The following is a 15,630-nucleotide window of genomic DNA, read 5'->3' as shown; positions in this document are numbered from 1 at the left end:
GATAGCGTAGCACGCGGAAATTTGGACCGAATCATCGCCATTTTCGGGGGAATCGGCCTCGGAGACCGGTTTCGTACCGCCCCAAACCATGCTACCCGGCTGCCTTAACAGCCAGGGATTTTCCGATATGACTGAACAGCTTCGCCGCGTGACCCGCGCTCTGTTGTCCGTTTCCGACAAGACCGGACTGATCGATTTCGCCAAGGCGCTTTCCGACCATGGCGTCGAGCTGGTGTCGACCGGCGGCACCGCCAAGGCGATCGCGGCGGCCGGGCTGAAGGTCAAGGACGTCTCCGAGCTCACCGGTTTCCCTGAGATGATGGACGGCCGGGTCAAGACGCTGCATCCGAAGGTGCATGGCGGCCTGCTCGCGATCCGCGACAACGAGGAACACGCCGCGGCGATGGCCTCGCACGGCATCGCGCCGATCGACCTTCTGGTGGTCAATCTCTATCCGTTCGAGGCCACCGTCGACAAAGGCGCCGGCTTCGAGGAGTGCATCGAGAACATCGACATCGGCGGTCCCGCGATGATCCGCGCCGCGGCGAAGAATCATGACGACGTCGCCGTGGTGGTCGAGGCAAATGACTATTCTGCCGTGCTCGACGAGCTCGCCGCGCACAAGGGCGCGACCTCGCTCGGCCTGCGCCGCCGGCTCGCCGCCAAGGCCTATGCGCGCACCGCGGCCTACGACGCTGCGATCTCGAACTGGTTTGCCGTGCAGCTCGACACCAAGGCGCCGGACTTCCGCGCTTTCGGCGGCAGACTGATCCAGTCGCTGCGCTATGGCGAGAACCCGCACCAGACCGCAGCATTCTATGCCACGCCGGAGAAGCGGCCGGGCGTTGCCACCGCACGCCAGCTGCAGGGCAAGGAACTGTCCTACAACAACATCAACGACACCGATGCGGCCTATGAATGCGTCGGCGAGTTCGATCCGCAGCGCACCGCGGCCTGCGTGATCGTCAAGCACGCCAATCCCTGCGGCGTCGCCGAGGGTCCGGATCTTGCCACCGCTTACGCCCGCGCGCTCGCCTGCGACTCCACCTCGGCCTATGGCGGCATCATTGCGGTCAACCGCAAGCTCGATGCGGACGCCGCGCGCGCCATCATCGGCATCTTCACCGAGGTGATCATCGCGCCCGATGCGACCGAGGAGGCGATCTCGATCATCGCCGGCCGGCGCAATCTGCGCCTGCTGCTCGCGGGCGGCCTGCCGAACGCGCGCGCGCTCGGGCTCACCGCCAAGACCGTCGCCGGCGGCCTCTTGGTACAGAGCCGCGACAATGCGGTGGTCGAGGACATGAACCTGAAGGTCGCGACCAAGCGCGCGCCGACCGACGCCGAGCTGCGCGATCTCAAATTCGCCTTCCGCGTCGCCAAGCACGTCAAGTCGAACACCATCATCTATGCCAAGGATCTCGCCACCGTCGGCATCGGCGCCGGCCAGATGAGCCGGGTCGACTCCGCGCGCATCGCCGCGCGCAAGGCGCTGGATGCGGCGGCCGAGCTGAAGCTCGCCGAGCCGCTGACCAAGGGTTCGGTGGTTGCTTCCGATGCGTTCTTCCCGTTCGCCGACGGCATGCTCGCCTGCATCGAGGCCGGCGCGACTGCGGTGATCCAGCCCGGCGGCTCGATGCGCGACGACGAGGTGATCAAGGCCGCCGACGAACACGGCATCGCCATGGTGTTCACCGGCGTTCGGCACTTTAGGCACTAAGCTCTCGGCATCGTCGTCCCGGCGAAGGCCGGGACCCATACCGCGTGATCTATCGAAGGCGCGCTGGGGTTAGTTATCCCTCACCAGGCTTGGCCGGTGGTTATGGGTCCCGGCCTTCGCCGGGACGACGGCGGCGAGTTATTCCCGCACCTTCGCCAGCAACACCAGCCCCACCACGAAAAACCCGACCAGCACCGCCATGCCGTATTTCTGGCTCGCGGTTGCTGCCGTGATCGCGCCGATCAGCAGCGGACCGATGAACGACGTCACCTTTCCGGTCAGCGCGAACAATCCAAAATACTGCGCGATGCGATCCTTCGGCGCCAGCCGGATCAGCAGCGAGCGCGAGGCCGCCTGCAACGGCGCGCCGGTGGCGCCGATCAGGCAGCCCAGCACGATGTAGGCGCGCTCGGCGGCGCCCGCGAACAATGGACCGCCGGGCACCGGCGGCGCGACCGGGATGAACAGGATGGAATCCTTGTTCACCGTGAGGATCACGACGATCGCAAACAGCAGGATCACGAGGCTGCCGGTGATCACGCGCTTCGGTCCGAACACATCGTCGAGCTTGCCGCCGAGCCAGCCGCCGAACGTCCCGGCGACCGCGAGGATGATGCCGAAGGTGCCGATCCGGATCGTGTCCCAGCCGAACGTGCCGGCGGCATAAATGCCGCCGAACGCGAACAGCGAGACCAGCCCGTCGGTGTAGATCATGTTCGCCAGCAGGAACCGCGCTAGTGATTGCTGCTTCGGCAGGCTCGCCAACGATTCCCTGAGCTCGCGCAGGCCTTCGCCGAGCGCCTCGCGCATCGGGCGCTTCGCCGGATAATCCGGCGTGAACAGGAACATCGGCGTCACGAAGATGATGAACCACAGCCCGGTCAGCGGCCCGGTGATGCGATCGCCTTCATGCATGACGGGATCGAGACCGAACAGCGGCGTGAAGCCGAACAGCGTGCGGCCGGTCTCGGCATTGGCGGCGAGGAAGCCGAGCACCAGCACGAGGCTCAGGATGCCGCCGACATAGCCGGTGGCCCAGCCGGTGCCTGACAGCCGCCCGATCCGGTCGGGCGGCACCAGCGTCGGCATCATCGCATTGTTGAAGACGGTCGCGAACTCGACGCCGACGCTGGCGATCGCGTAGGCGAGCAGCAGCATTGGGATGATGTCAGGGTTGCCGGGCTTGCCGATCCACATCGCGCTCGCGCCGATCACCAGCAGCGCGCCGAACACCGCGATCCACGGCTTGCGCCGGCCGCTGGCATCGGCGATCGCACCCAGCACCGGCGACAGCAGCGCGATCGCAAGTCCCGCGGCCGCGGTGGCAAAGCCCCACAGCGCCTGCCCGCTCGCGGCATCGGGCGCGATGAAGCTCGCGAAATAGGGCGCGAACACAAAGGTCGTGATCAGCGTGAAATATGGCTGCGCGGCCCAATCGAAGAAGATCCAGCTGACGACGGCGGCGCGACCTGGATAGGTCTTCGCATGTTCAGTCCCCGTCTGCATTATTGCCGTCATCGCGAAAGATATTCCCCAACTCGAACCACAGGCAGGCTTTTGCCGCTTCGATCCGTTCCCATATAGCATGGGCCGGTTTGCTGATACGGCGATGAACAGGGCAGGACATTTCGATGGCGCTGACAGCAACGATGTCGCGACGGCTGTTTGCCGCTCTTCTGGCGATCGGCATCGCGACACCGGCCTTAGGCCAGGTGCAACGTCGCGCTTACGAGCCCTCTGCCAACAATACGATTCAAAGCATCCGTGCCGAAAACGGCATGGTGGTGGCGCAGGAGAAGCTCGCGGCGCGGGTCGGCACCGACATCCTGCGGCAAGGCGGCAACGCAGTCGACGCCGCGGTCGCCACCGGCTTTGCGATGGCGGTGACCTATCCACGCGCCGGCAATATCGGCGGCGGTGGCTTCATGGTGATCCATCTCGCCGGCCGCAATGAAGACGTCGCGATCGACTATCGCGAAACCGCGCCGCAGGCCGCAACCCGCGACATGTTCCTGAACGCCGACGGCAAGCCCGATCCGGACAAGTCGCGCAATTCCGCGCTCGCGATCGGCGTACCCGGCACGGTTGCCGGCCTCGCGCTGGCGCTGGAGAAATACGGCTCCGGCAAGTTCACGCTGGCGCAGATCATCAAGCCGGCAATCGACCTCGCCCGCGACGGCTTCATCGTCACCGACGATACGGCGGACACGCTGTCGGACATGTATCGCCGCATGTCGCGCTGGCCGAACTCGGCCAAGACCTTCTCGCACGCCGACGGCACGCCGCTGCATGAGGGCGACCGCCTGATCCAGGGCGATCTCGCCGGCGTGCTGACCGCGATCGCCGAGCAGGGACCGCGCGGCTTCTACGAGGGCGCGGTCGCCGAGAAGCTCGTCAGCGGGATCAGGAATGCCGGCGGCATCTTCACGCTCCAGGATCTGAAAGCCTACCAGCCGGTGATCCGCAGCCCGATCCGCGGCACCTATCGCGGCTACGATATCGTCTCGATGCCGCAACCTTCTTCCGGCGGTGTCGTGCTGCTGGAGATCCTCAACATCCTCGAAGGTTTTCCGATGTCGGACATGAAGCAGGGCTCGGCCGCCTCGCTGCATGTCATGATCGAGGCGATGAAGCGGGCCTATGCCGATCGCGCCCGTTATCTCGGCGATCCCGCCTTCGTCGACGCGCCGACGCAATTGCTGATCGACAAGGACTATGCCGCCAGGCAGCGCGCGACCATCGACCTCGCCCGCGCCACGCCCTGGACCGATGTGCGCAACGCCAAGCAGCCGCATGAGGGCGACAACACCACGCATTATTCGGTCGTCGACGCCAACGGCAACGCCGTCAGCAACACCTACACGCTGAACTTCCCGTACGGCGTCGGCCTCGTCGCCGACGGCACCGGCGTGCTGCTCAACAATGAGCTCGACGATTTCACCGCGGCGCCCGGCGCCTCCAACGCCTTCGGCCTGGTCGGCTTCGAGGCCAATCTGCCGGGGCCCGGCAAGCGCCCGCTGTCGTCGATGTCGCCGACCATCGTGCTCAAAGACGGCAAGCCGGTGCTGGTGACCGGGTCGCCGGGCGGCAGCCGCATCATCTCCGCGGTCACGCAGATCATCGTCGACGTCATCGACTACAGGATGGACATCGCTGCCGCGGTCGCCGCGCCCCGCATGCATCATCAATGGCTGCCCGACGAGGTCCGTATCGAGCGCGGCTTTCCCGACGAGGTGCTCGCCGAGCTGCGCGCCAAGGGCCACAAACCGGTCGAGCCGCTCGGCTACTCCTCCGCGAACTCGATCGTCGTCACAGCCGGCGGTCTGCTCGGCGCGCCCGATCCGCGCACGCGCGGCTCCGAGGCTGCAGGATACTAGAGCTTGATCCGGACCCGGTACGGCCGCGCTAGCGCAAAGTGCGAAGCGGTTTTCCCGCGGCAAACGCGAAGCGTTTGCGCCGAGATCATCCTCAAACTAAAGACCTAGAGGGCAAACGCGGCTTTGCCCGGCCTGCAACATCGCGATAGATTGGCGGTCCGCGCAACTCCGGCCGCGGATCGCAAACAGCCGGTGAATGATTTCTCCGGGGAACGCGCATGAGCACGGCCGAATCCAAGTCAATCGAAGTCGCAGAGATCGAGGACACCAGCCTCCTCGCCTTCTATCGCGACATGAACCTGCCGGAGCGGCGCACGTTCTGGGCCTGCGCCTCGGGCTGGACGCTCGACGGCATGGATTTCATGATCTATCCGCTGGTGATCGGCACCATCATCACGCTGTGGAAGGTCGACCCCGGCACCGCCGGCCTCGCCGGCACCGTGACGCTGCTCGCCTCCGCCGTCGGCGGCTGGCTCGGCGGCTATCTGTCCGACCGGATCGGGCGGGTGAAGACGCTGCAGCTCACCATCATCTGGTTCTCGTTCTTCTCGCTGGTCTGCGCCGTGGTGCAGAATTTCGACCAGCTGCTGATCGCCCGCGCGCTGCTCGGCTTGGGCTTCGGCGGCGAATGGGCGGCCGGCGCGGTGCTGATCGGCGAGGCGATCCGGCCGCAATATCGCGGACGCGCGGTCGGCTCGGTGCAGTCGGGCTGGGCGATCGGCTGGGGCCTTGCGGTGCTGGCGCAGGCGATCCTGTTCTCGATCCTGCCTCCGGAGAACGCCTGGCGCTGGATGTTCGTGATCGGCGCGCTGCCGGCGCTGCTGGTGTTCTATCTGCGCCGCTATGTCACCGAGCCTGAGATTTCCGCCGCGACGATGGCGCAGCAGCAGGCATCCGGCACCGGGCCCGCCGCATTGTGGGAGATCTTCCAGGGACCGATCCTGAAGACCACGCTGCTGGCCTCGCTGGTCGGCACCGGTATGCAGGGCGGCTATTACGCCATCACCTTCTGGGTGCCGCGTTTCCTCACCACCGAGCGCAAGCTCTCGGTGGTCGGCTCGACCGGCTATCTCGCGACGCTGATCATCGGCTCCTTCATCGGCTATCTGGTCGGCGCCTGGCTTGCCGACCGGATCGGCCGGCGCAATCTGTTCCTGATCTTCTCGCTCGGCGCCATCGCGATCGTGCTGCTCTATACCCAGTTGCCGCTCTCCAACGAGGTGCTGTGGGTGCTGGGCTTCCCGCTCGGCTTCTTTGCCTCGGGCTATTTCTCCGGCATGGGCGCGTTCCTGACCGAGCTCTATCCGACCCGGCTGCGCGGCTCCGGACAGGGCTTCTGCTACAATTTCGGTCGCGGCGTCGGCGCGCTGTTTCCGTTCCTGGTCGGCGCGCTCTCGACCACGACCACGCTCGCCAACGCGATCGCGATCTTCGCGGTGGCGGCCTACGCCGTGTTCTTCATCGCCGCCTACGCGCTGCCGGAAACGCGCGGCCGCGTGCTGCATGCGGGTGGGTAGCGCTGTAACGGCTGCGCGAGCGGCGACATACCGTCGTTCCCTCCCCCCTTGTGGGGGAGGGCTAGGGAGGGGGGTGGCCGCGAAGGCGGTGTATGTGGCTTACCCCTCACCCCCAACCCTCTCCCACAAGGGGAGAGGGAGCCTGACAATGGTGCGTCCCTAACTGGAGGCCACTCTCATGACATCGCTCAAAGGCAAGACGCTGTTCATCTCGGGTGCGAGCCGTGGCATCGGGCTTGCGATCGCGCTGCGCGCCGCGCGTGACGGCGCCAATGTCGCGATCGCGGCGAAGACCGCCGAGCCGCATCCGAAGCTGAAAGGCACGATCTACACTGCTGCCGACGAGGTCCGCGCCGCCGGCGGCAAGGCGCTGCCCGTGCTCTGCGACATCAGGGACGAGGCCCAGGTGATGGCGGCGATCGAAGCTACCGTCGCCGAGTTCGGCGGCATCGACGTCTGCGTCAACAATGCCAGCGCGATCAGCCTGACCCCCTCGCAGGCAACCGACATGAAGCGCTACGATCTCATGATGGGGATCAACACCCGCGGCACTTTCATGGTGTCGAAATACTGCATCCCGCATCTGAAGAAGGCGGAGAATCCGCACATTTTGATGCTGTCGCCACCGCTCGACATGAAGACGAAGTGGTTCGAGCACTCGACCGCGTACACGATGGCGAAGTTCGGCATGAGCATGTGCGTGCTCGGGCTAGCCGGCGAGCAGAAATCCGCCGGCATTGCCGTCAACGCATTGTGGCCGCGGACCACGATCGCAACCGCCGCGGTCGGCAATCTGCTCGGCGGCGACGCCATGATGCGCGCGAGCCGCACGCCCGAGATCATGGGCGATGCGGCCTATGCGATTATCACGCGGCCGTCGCGCGAGTTCACCGGCAATTTCTGCATCGACGACAAGGTGCTCTATGCCAACGGCGTGCGCGACTTCGAACGCTATCGCGTCGATGCCTCGGTGCCGCTGATGTCGGATTTCTTCGTGCCCGACGACGATGTGCCGCCGCCCGGCGTCACCGTGCAGGCCCTGCCGTCGGCCGGCGGAGCGCAGACGTCGCGCTGATCTAGACGGCCGAGGCGTTGAGCTGCGTGCGCCAGTGTTGCACGCGCTCCTTGAGCAGCGTGTCGCGCACATAGGCCAGCTCCTCGTCCTCGATGCGCTCCAGTGTTTCGAGCGAGAGATCGTCCGCGCCATGCGCCGACCAGGCGCGCTGCAATTCGGCATTGCGGTGGCTGCCCATCCGCAGCGTGAACCAGATGCGGTTCTGGATTTTCTCCAGATCGAGCGCCTGCCCGACCCAGACCTCCCCGGTCGCGCGACAGCGGATCGCGAACACGCCGGCCACAGCAGCACGTTTCTTGTAGTCGGCGATAGCCAGCTTGCGGTCCTCGGTCTTCATGGCGACTCCTGTCGTATCCGGAAGCTATTTATATCCGGGTATTATTGACAAAGCAATTACACCCGGATAAAACTTCGCCATCGAAAGCGAATGGGACGAGCTGACATGGACACCACCTGCCATCTGGAGCCGACCTGGAATGCCGGGCGCGACTTCGCCCAGCGCGCGATCGCCGGCGAGCTGGTCATGCTCAACCTGCTGCGCTTCCGCGACATCGCCGACTATTCGCAAAGCCCTGAGCTGGCCCCGCCGCAGCCGGTGACGGGTGCGGAAGCCTACGACCGCTATGTCGCCCACACGCTGCCGCATCTGCGGAAGAGCGGCGGCGACATCCTGTTCATGGGTGAAGGCGGCTCGTTCCTGATCGGACCCGAGGGCGAGCGCTGGGATCGCGCAATGCTGATCCGGCAGAAGAGCCGCGGCGCATTCCTCGCCTTCGCGGTGGCGGAGGCCTATCTCGCAGGCATCGGACACCGCACCGCGGCGCTGGCGGATTCACGGCTGCTGCCGCTGGTCGAGTTGCCGCGATGACCGAGATGCTAGCGGCCAACCTCGTACGGCCCGCCCTTCTCCAGCGCCCGCGCATAGGCCGGGCGCGCGTGGATGCGTTCGAGGAATGCGACGCACCGGGGATGGCCGTCCTCGAGCCCGCCGCGCGCGGCGGCTGCCTCGAGCGGAAAGCTCATCTGGATGTCGGCGCCGGAGAACTCGTTGCCGGCGAACCACTCGCTCTTGCCGAGCTCGCCTTCCCAATAGGCCATGTGCTGCTTGATCTGCGGATTGACCAGCGTGGACAGCGCCTGGTTCGAGACCTTGCGCACCAGCGGCCGCAGCAGCGCCGGCGCGCGCTTCGGCATCAGCGTGAACAGCAGCTTCAACAGCAGCGGCGTCATCGCCGAACCCTCGGCGTAGTGCAGCCAATAGGTGTAGCGCAGCCGATCCGGCGTATCGGCCGGCGGGATCAGGCGACCCTTGTCGTAGGTCGCGATGATGTATTCGAGGATCGCGCCGGATTCCGCGATCGTGTTGCCGTTGTCGGTGACGACCGGCGACTTGCCGAGCGGATGGATCGCGCGCAACTCCTTCGGCGCCCGCATGTCGGGCTGCCGCTGGTAGCGCACGATCTCGTAGGGCACGCCCAATTCCTCGAGCAGCCACAGCACGCGCTGCGAGCGGGAATTGTTGAGATGATGAACCGTCAGCATGGGCGTCCTCTGAAATATCGGCGCAATCGGACGGCGTTTGGTGCCGGCCGGGAACAGGAAAGTCGAGATCCACGCGCCGTGCTTGCTGGAAATCACCCGGGCAATACGTCGCGCAATCGGAGAGGTCTACCATGAATCCTACCTATGTCGCCTTCGAAGGCGAGCATCGCATCGGGGCCGGTGACCTCGCGGAGGTCGCGCGCGCCGCGCTAAGCAGCTGCTCGACCGGCGCAAGGATGCCGCGGTCCTGGTGTTCAACGGCCGTACCTCGGCGCTGGTCGATATCGATTTCCGCGGCTCGGTCGACGATGTTCTGGCGCGGCTGCCGAAGCTCGCGCCTCCGCGCGACGAGGAGCCGGCAACGCCGACCGCCCCGCGCGGTCCCGGACGGCCGAAGCTTGGCGTTGTCGCGCGCGAGATCACGCTGTTGCCGCGCCATTGGGACTGGCTCGCGCAGCAGAAGGGCGGCGCATCGGTCGCGCTTCGCAAGCTGATCGACGAGGCGCGGCGCACAAGCGGCGACAAGGACCGCACGCGCAGCGCACAGGATGCCGCCTATCGCTTCATGACAACGATGGGGGGCAACCGGCCGCATTACGAGGACGCGATCCGCGCCCTGTTCGCACACGACCGGCGGCGCTTTGCGACGCTGATCGCGGACTGGCCGGCCGATATCCGCGATCACGCGATCACGCTCGCCTATAGCGATCAAGCGGACTAGCCCTCGATGAACCTAATATCGACGACCAACCGCGAGTGAGCTGCGCTCCTTCTCCCGCTTGCGGGGGAGGGCCGGGGTGGGGGTCTCACCGCTAGGGATACTCTTTGCGTGGAGAGAGCCCCCACCCGGATCGCATCTTAAGATGCGATCCGACCTCCCCCGCAAGCGGGAGAGGTGCAGCGAGCGTGCCGCCCGACCTAAGACGCACCAGCCAGGTGCTTAGCTAATTTTTGGAAGTTGAACGTGTCCAAGCCTCCTTCTCTACGCAAAGCTTTCCTGTCGTTCCTGGCGCCGATGCTGCTGAGCAATGTGCTGCAGTCGCTGTTCGGCACCATCAACGGCATCTATCTCGGCCAGATGATCGGGGTCGACGCGCTCGCCGCTGCGTCGGGGTTCTTCCCGGTGATGTTCTTCTTCATCTCCTTCGTGATCGGCCTGAGCGCCGGCGCCTCGGTCATGATCGGCCAGGCCTGGGGCGCCGGCGAGCCCGACCGGGTCAAGGCGGTCGCCGGCACGACCATGACCGTGACGCTGCTGCTGGCGCTGGCGATTGCGATCTTCGGCGGCCTGTTCGCGCGCCCGCTCCTGATCGCGCTCGCCACGCCGCCCGATGTTCTCGATGCCGCGGTGTCCTATGCGCGGATCATGATGATCACGATGCCGGTGACTTTCGCATTCCTGCTGCTCGCGGCGATGATGCGCGGCGTCGGTGACACCGTGACGCCGCTGCTGTCGCTGACGGTCTCGACCGTCGTCGGCCTTGTGGTGACGCCCGCATTGATCCGCGGCTGGCTCGGGCTGCCGATGCTGGGCGTCGCCAGTGCCGCAATCGCCTCCGCGGTCTCGGGCGTGGTCACGCTGCTCTGGCTGCATATCCACATGCTGCGGCACAAACATCCGCTGGCCTTCGACGCCGCGTTCCTGCGCGCGATGCGGCCGAACGGCGCGCTGCTGCGCATCGTGCTGCGGCTCGGCATTCCGACCGCGATCGGCATGGTGGTGGTCTCGCTCGCCGAACTGGTGCTGCTCGGCCTCGTCAACGGCTTCGGCTCGGACGCCACCGCCGCCTATGGCGCGGTCAACCAGGTGATCAGCTATGTGCAGTTTCCGGCGATCTCGATCGCAATATCGGTGTCGATCTTCGGCGCGCAGGCGATCGGCCGCGGCGACTCGCGCCAGGTCGGCGCCATCGTCCGCACCGGGATCGAGATGAACCTCGCGCTGACCGGCGGACTTGTCGTGCTCGGCTATCTCTTCGCGCGGCCGCTGATGGGCTTCTTCATCGTGGACGGCGCGGTGCTCGCGCTCGCCCAGCAGCTTCTCTACATCGTGCTGTGGAGCATGGTGCTGTTCGGCATGGCGACGGTGTTCTCCGGCGCGATGCGTGCCGGCGGCACGGTGTGGATGCCGCTGTTCATCTCAATCCTGGCCATGGCGCTGGTCGAGGTGCCGGTCGCGGTTGTGCTTAGCCGCATCATGGGCATCAGCGGCATCTGGATCGCCTATCCCGCCACCTTCGCAACCATGTTCCTGCTGCAGATGGCCTATTACGCCCTGGTATGGCGCAAGCAGACCATCAAGCGGCTGATTTGACATCGCGCGCGGCGGCTCACATGATGAGTATCATATTCTCCTGATGGCGCCTGCGGCAGCAGGCCCATGCTAGAGAAATGCCAAACAAGCCCAAACCAGACAGGCCGAGGGAGAGACCGCCGTGAGCCAGAATCCGCAATTCCTGTTCGATTTCGGCAGCCCCAATGCCTTCCTCAGCCACGAGGCGATCCCGGCGATCGAGCGGCGCACCGGCGTCAAGTTCGAGTATGTTCCGATCCTGCTCGGCGGCATCTTCAAGGCCACCAACAACAAGTCGCCGGCCGAGACACTGGCCGGCGTCAAGAACAAGCCGGAATTCATGAAGATCGAGACCGAGCGCTTCCTCAAGCGCTTTGGCGTCAAGCCGTACGTCTGGAACCCGTTCTTCCCGGTCAATACGCTGAACCTGATGCGCGCGGCCGTCGCCGCCCAGCTCGAAGGCGTGTTCGAGAAGTATATCGAGGCGGCCTTCCACCACATGTGGGTCGAGCCGAAGAAGATGGACGATCCGGAGGTCGCCGGCAAAGCCATCGCCGCCTCCGGCCTCGACGCCGCCAAACTGTTCGCCCGCGCCCAGGACGCCGACGTCAAGGCCAAGCTGATCGCCAACACCCAGGCCGCCGTGGAGCGCGGCGCGTTCGGCTCGCCGACCTTCTTCGTCGGCAACGAGATCTTCTTCGGCAAGGAGCAGCTGCGCGAAGTCGAGGAACTGGTGTCGGGAAAGTGAGATGAGCGAATGCTCAATTGCGGGTAGCGAATAATCGAACGGCATCCCTATCTAATCGACACTCCCCATTCGCTCTTCGCTCGCTTCTCGGGCAACAACAAAGAAGGACAAATTCCCATGCGCGTTCTCGTGGTCGGCGCCGGTGCGATCGGCGGTTATTTCGGCGGCCGGATGCTTCAGGCCGGCCGCGACGTGACCTTTCTCGTCCGGCCTCGCCGCGCCTCCGAGCTCGCCTCCGCCGGGCTCGTGATCAAGAGCCCGAACGGCGACGTCACGCTGAACAATCCGCCGACCGTGCAGGCCGATAAACTGTCGGACAAGTTCGACGTCGTGCTGCTGAGCTGCAAGGCGTTCGATCTCAAGGACGCGATCAAGTCCTTTGCGCCAGCGGTCGGCGACAAGACCGCGATCATCCCGCTGCTCAACGGCATGCTGCATCTCGATGCGCTCGACAAGACATTCGGCGCCCAGCATGTGCTCGGCGGTCTCTGCGCGATCGCGGCGACGCTGAACGAGAAGCGCGAGGTGGTGCAGCTGCAGCCGATGCAGTCGCTCGCTTTCGGCGAACGCGCCGGCGGCCTGTCGGACCGGGTGGGCGCGATCGCGGACACTTTCTCAGCGATCAACGGCGCGGCCGCCAGCGATCACATCATGCAGGACATGTGGGAGAAGTGGGTGTTCCTGGCGTCACTCGCCGCCTCCACCAGCCTGATGCGGACCTCGGTCGGCAACATCCTGGCCGCGCCCGGCGGCAAGGATTTCCTGCTCGGCATCCTCGACGAATGCAGTGCGATCGCGGCCGACGCCGGCCACATGCCGGGCGGTCCGTTCTTCCAGCGCACCCGCGGGCTCCTGACCACCGAAGGCTCGCCGATGACCGCATCGATGTTCCGCGACATCAAGGCGGGGCTGCCGGTCGAAGCCGATCACGTGATCGGCGACCTGATCGTGCGCGCCGATGCCGCCAAGATCCCGGTGCCGAAGCTGCGCACGGCCTACACGCATCTCAAGGCGTATGAGAAGCAGCGGGCTGGCTAGCCCTTCACCCTCCCCTGGAGGGGGAGGGTCGACGCGAATGAAATTAGCGGCGGGGCGGGGTGACAGTCTCTCCACGCATGCTCTGCCCGTGTTGAGAGATCACCCCACCCCGGCTCGCATTTCGCTACGCTCAACGCGATCCGACCCTCCCCCTCCAGGGGAGGGTGAAGATCGCGCGTCCTATGCTTCCCTCACAGATGCGCGAGATAATGCGCGAGCGCGGTGATCTCTTCGTCGCTCAGCGGATACGCCACATCGGCCATCGCCGCCTGCGCGCCGCCGGAGCGCTGTCCCGATTTGTAGTCGTGCAGCGCCTTGACGAGATATTCCTCGCGCTGGCCGGCGATGCGGGCGACGGCCTTGGTGCCGGCGAACGTGTCGCCATGGCACGAGGCGCAGCGACGGCCGGCGGCGGCCTGCCTGCCCTTCTCGGACAATTCCGGATTGTCGTCCTTGCCGCCCTTGAACGGCGTCAGCGAGGCGAAATAGGCGCCGAGATTACGGATGTCGTCGTTGTTGAGCTGCTCGACGATCGGCTGCATCTGCTCGTTCTTGCGCGCACCGGCACGGAAGAACACCAGCTGCCATTGGATGAACTGGTCGAGCTGGCCGGCGAGCGACGGAATATTCTCAGTCTGCGAGATGCCGTTGTCGCCATGGCACCCGGCGCAGATTTCGGCCTTCGCCTTGCCGGCGGCGACGTCGGCTGCCTCCGCAAAGGATGTCATCGCGATTGCCGACGCGAACAGGATTCCGAGGGACGCGATACGCATTGCCAGTTTCTCCTGACGTCATTGCCGGGCTTGACCCGGCAATCCATCTGGCTTGCAGAAGGGTTTTTGTTTGGATGGATGCCCGGATCAAGTCCGGGCATGACGAGTCTGTTCCGTAGCTTGCCAAACCAAGCAAACGGGGCTGCAGCCGCCTCGAAGGCCACCGCAGCCCCGCTGCCTTCAACCGTTACTTCTTGCTGTAGCTGATGCGATAGATCGCACCGGCCCAGTCGTCGGCGACGAGGATGGAGCCATCCTTGTCGAGCAGGATGTCGGCCGGGCGGCCGAGATAGCCCTGGTCACCCTGGATCCAGCCGTCGGCGAAGATCTCCTGCTTGGCGTTCTTGCCGTCGGGGCTCGCGGTGATCTTCACGATGCGGCCGCCCTGGTACTTGTGCCGATTCCAGGAGCCGTGCTCGGCGATCAGGATGCTGTTCTTGTACTCGGCCGGGAATTGGCTGCCGGTATAGAACTTCATGCCGAGCGGAGCGACGTGGGCGCCGAGATTGTACACCGGCGGGGTGAACTCCGAGCACTTGTGACCCATCGCGAACTTGGTGTCCGGCAAATTGCCCTGGTGGCAATAGGGATAGCCGAAGTGCTCGCCGATCTTCGAGATCATGTTGAGCTTGTCGCTCGGCAGATCGTCGCTGATCCAGTCGCGGGCGTTTTCGGTGAACCAGTATTTGCCGGTGCGCGGGTCGACGTCGCCGCCGACCGAGTTGCGCACGCCGAGCGCATAGATTTCCGCGTTGCCGGTCTTGGGATCGACGCGGCGGATCTGCGACACCGAGGTCGGCGGGATGCCGATGTTGAAGGGAGGTCCGAACGGAATGTAGAACCAGCCGTCCTTGTCGACGGCGATGTATTTCCAGCCATGCGCCGCATACGACGGCATGTCGTCATACACCACCTTGCCGCTGCCGAGATTGTCGAGATTGGCTTCGGCATTGTCGTATCTGATCAGCTTGTCGACCGCGATGACGTAGAGCGCGCCGTCGCGGAACGCGAGGCCGGTCGGCATGTTGAGGCCCTTCAGGATGGTCTTGACCTCCTTCTTGCCGTTGTTGTCCTTGATCGCATAGACGTTGCCGAGGCCGAACGAGCCGACGAACAGCGTGCCCTTGTCGCCCCAGGCCATCTGCCGCGCCGCGAGCACGTTCGAGGCATAGACCTCGATCTTGAAGCCCGGCGGCAGCTTGATCTTCTTCATCATGGTGGCGAGTTCGGCGTCGGATGCGCCGGTCGGCGGACCGGACGGCGGAGCAAGGCCCTTCTGCGCGTCGGTCTCGTCGCCGAGGAACCAGTCATCCGGCGGATGGGTCCAGAATTCCTTGGTGCCGGATTCGTACTTCTTCAGCGCCCGGTTCTTGTCGGTTTGTTGCTGTGCATTGGCGAAGGTTGTCCCCGCCAGCAGCGCAATCGCCGCGAACGCAAGTATGGATCGATTGAAAGCCGATTTCATCGCGTCACTCCCCTACGCAAGCCATTGCAGCTTGCCTGTTATTGATTTTGAACGCCCTGAGAGATGATGGTGGCGGTCTGTG

General features: G+C 65.2%; 14 protein-coding genes. 9 read left to right on the top strand and 5 right to left on the bottom strand.

The genetic code is table 11. The annotated features are described in order from the left end of the window. Positions 1 to 127 precede the first annotated feature (127 nt). The gene (gene purH / locus ACVIGA_RS21870) at positions 128 to 1,720 is read left to right on the top strand and encodes a bifunctional phosphoribosylaminoimidazolecarboxamide formyltransferase/IMP cyclohydrolase (protein WP_456667937.1); all 1,593 of its coding nucleotides are present in this window, start codon (positions 128 to 130) and stop codon (positions 1,718 to 1,720) included. 138 nt (positions 1,721 to 1,858) lie between these two features. Here purH and ACVIGA_RS21865 read toward each other — a convergent pair whose 3' ends face one another. Further along, the gene (locus tag ACVIGA_RS21865) at positions 1,859 to 3,226 is read right to left on the bottom strand and encodes an MFS transporter (protein WP_456667936.1); all 1,368 of its coding nucleotides are present in this window, start codon (positions 3,224 to 3,226) and stop codon (positions 1,859 to 1,861) included. A 125-nt stretch (positions 3,227 to 3,351) separates the two neighbouring features. On the opposite strand from ACVIGA_RS21865, the gene ggt reads away from it, so the two are divergent. From ggt to ACVIGA_RS21850, 3 genes are all read left to right on the top strand, one after another. Next, positions 3,352 to 5,097 (top strand): gamma-glutamyltransferase, encoded by a 1,746-nt coding sequence (gene ggt, locus ACVIGA_RS21860; protein WP_456667935.1) that lies wholly within the window; start codon positions 3,352 to 3,354, stop codon positions 5,095 to 5,097. Between the two features lie 218 nt (positions 5,098 to 5,315). Then, positions 5,316 to 6,614 (top strand): MFS transporter, encoded by a 1,299-nt coding sequence (locus ACVIGA_RS21855; RefSeq protein ID WP_375777890.1) that lies wholly within the window; start codon positions 5,316 to 5,318, stop codon positions 6,612 to 6,614. A 178-nt stretch (positions 6,615 to 6,792) separates the two neighbouring features. Further along, positions 6,793 to 7,689 (top strand): SDR family oxidoreductase, encoded by an 897-nt coding sequence (locus ACVIGA_RS21850; RefSeq protein ID WP_456667934.1) that lies wholly within the window; start codon positions 6,793 to 6,795, stop codon positions 7,687 to 7,689. 1 nt (position 7,690) lies between these two features. Here ACVIGA_RS21850 and ACVIGA_RS21845 read toward each other — a convergent pair whose 3' ends face one another. Then, entirely contained in the window at positions 7,691 to 8,026 is a 336-nt protein-coding gene (locus ACVIGA_RS21845; protein WP_456667933.1) for a GIY-YIG nuclease family protein, read from the bottom strand. A gap of 105 nt (positions 8,027 to 8,131) precedes the next feature. On the opposite strand from ACVIGA_RS21845, the gene ACVIGA_RS21840 reads away from it, so the two are divergent. Further along, positions 8,132 to 8,557: a DUF1330 domain-containing protein gene (locus tag ACVIGA_RS21840; RefSeq protein WP_456667932.1), complete on the top strand. Its 426-nt coding sequence runs from the start codon at positions 8,132 to 8,134 to the stop codon at positions 8,555 to 8,557. 8 nt (positions 8,558 to 8,565) lie between these two features. Here ACVIGA_RS21840 and ACVIGA_RS21835 read toward each other — a convergent pair whose 3' ends face one another. Beyond that, positions 8,566 to 9,231: a glutathione S-transferase family protein gene (locus ACVIGA_RS21835; RefSeq protein ID WP_456667931.1), complete on the bottom strand. Its 666-nt coding sequence runs from the start codon at positions 9,229 to 9,231 to the stop codon at positions 8,566 to 8,568. Positions 9,232 to 9,481: 250 nt separating this feature from the next. On the opposite strand from ACVIGA_RS21835, the gene ACVIGA_RS21830 reads away from it, so the two are divergent. From ACVIGA_RS21830 to panE, 4 genes are all read left to right on the top strand, one after another. Then, positions 9,482 to 9,952, top strand: a complete 471-nt coding sequence (locus ACVIGA_RS21830) for a DUF2239 family protein (protein ID WP_456667930.1) — start codon at positions 9,482 to 9,484, stop codon at positions 9,950 to 9,952. Positions 9,953 to 10,189: 237 nt separating this feature from the next. Beyond that, positions 10,190 to 11,545, top strand: coding sequence for an MATE family efflux transporter (locus tag ACVIGA_RS21825; RefSeq protein WP_456667929.1), 1,356 nt, complete (start codon positions 10,190 to 10,192; stop codon positions 11,543 to 11,545). 121 nt (positions 11,546 to 11,666) lie between these two features. Then, positions 11,667 to 12,272: a DsbA family protein gene (locus ACVIGA_RS21820; RefSeq protein ID WP_456667928.1), complete on the top strand. Its 606-nt coding sequence runs from the start codon at positions 11,667 to 11,669 to the stop codon at positions 12,270 to 12,272. Positions 12,273 to 12,389: 117 nt separating this feature from the next. Then, on the top strand, positions 12,390 to 13,310 hold the full coding sequence (gene panE / locus ACVIGA_RS21815; protein ID WP_456667927.1) for a 2-dehydropantoate 2-reductase: 921 nt from the start codon (positions 12,390 to 12,392) through the stop codon (positions 13,308 to 13,310). 191 nt (positions 13,311 to 13,501) lie between these two features. Here panE and ACVIGA_RS21810 read toward each other — a convergent pair whose 3' ends face one another. Then, a complete protein-coding gene (locus ACVIGA_RS21810; RefSeq protein WP_456667926.1) occupies positions 13,502 to 14,083 on the bottom strand; it encodes a c-type cytochrome in 582 nt (193 codons plus the stop codon). A gap of 187 nt (positions 14,084 to 14,270) precedes the next feature. After that, a complete protein-coding gene (locus tag ACVIGA_RS21805) occupies positions 14,271 to 15,548 on the bottom strand; it encodes a PQQ-dependent sugar dehydrogenase (protein WP_223971211.1) in 1,278 nt (425 codons plus the stop codon). Positions 15,549 to 15,630: the final 82 nt, after the last annotated feature.

It is taken from the genome of Bradyrhizobium sp. USDA 3240 (assembly GCF_054063295.1).
The sequence above is the reverse complement of the archived record's forward strand: the minus strand, read 5'-3'. Positions and strand labels throughout refer to the sequence as shown.

What these genes read in the sequence shown, in the direction of transcription:
- purH (WP_456667937.1), top strand. Translation starts at nt 128, where the DNA reads ATGACTGAACAGCTTCGCCGCGTGACCCGCGCTCTGTTGTCCGTTTCC.
- ACVIGA_RS21865 (WP_456667936.1), bottom strand. Translation starts at nt 3,226, where the DNA reads ATGCAGACGGGGACTGAACATGCGAAGACCTATCCAGGTCGCGCCGCC.
- ggt (WP_456667935.1), top strand. Translation starts at nt 3,352, where the DNA reads ATGGCGCTGACAGCAACGATGTCGCGACGGCTGTTTGCCGCTCTTCTG.
- ACVIGA_RS21855 (WP_375777890.1), top strand. Translation starts at nt 5,316, where the DNA reads ATGAGCACGGCCGAATCCAAGTCAATCGAAGTCGCAGAGATCGAGGAC.
- ACVIGA_RS21850 (WP_456667934.1), top strand. Translation starts at nt 6,793, where the DNA reads ATGACATCGCTCAAAGGCAAGACGCTGTTCATCTCGGGTGCGAGCCGT.
- ACVIGA_RS21845 (WP_456667933.1), bottom strand. Translation starts at nt 8,026, where the DNA reads ATGAAGACCGAGGACCGCAAGCTGGCTATCGCCGACTACAAGAAACGT.
- ACVIGA_RS21840 (WP_456667932.1), top strand. Translation starts at nt 8,132, where the DNA reads ATGGACACCACCTGCCATCTGGAGCCGACCTGGAATGCCGGGCGCGAC.
- ACVIGA_RS21835 (WP_456667931.1), bottom strand. Translation starts at nt 9,231, where the DNA reads ATGCTGACGGTTCATCATCTCAACAATTCCCGCTCGCAGCGCGTGCTG.
- panE (WP_456667927.1), top strand. Translation starts at nt 12,390, where the DNA reads ATGCGCGTTCTCGTGGTCGGCGCCGGTGCGATCGGCGGTTATTTCGGC.
- ACVIGA_RS21810 (WP_456667926.1), bottom strand. Translation starts at nt 14,083, where the DNA reads ATGCGTATCGCGTCCCTCGGAATCCTGTTCGCGTCGGCAATCGCGATG.
- ACVIGA_RS21805 (WP_223971211.1), bottom strand. Translation starts at nt 15,548, where the DNA reads ATGAAATCGGCTTTCAATCGATCCATACTTGCGTTCGCGGCGATTGCG.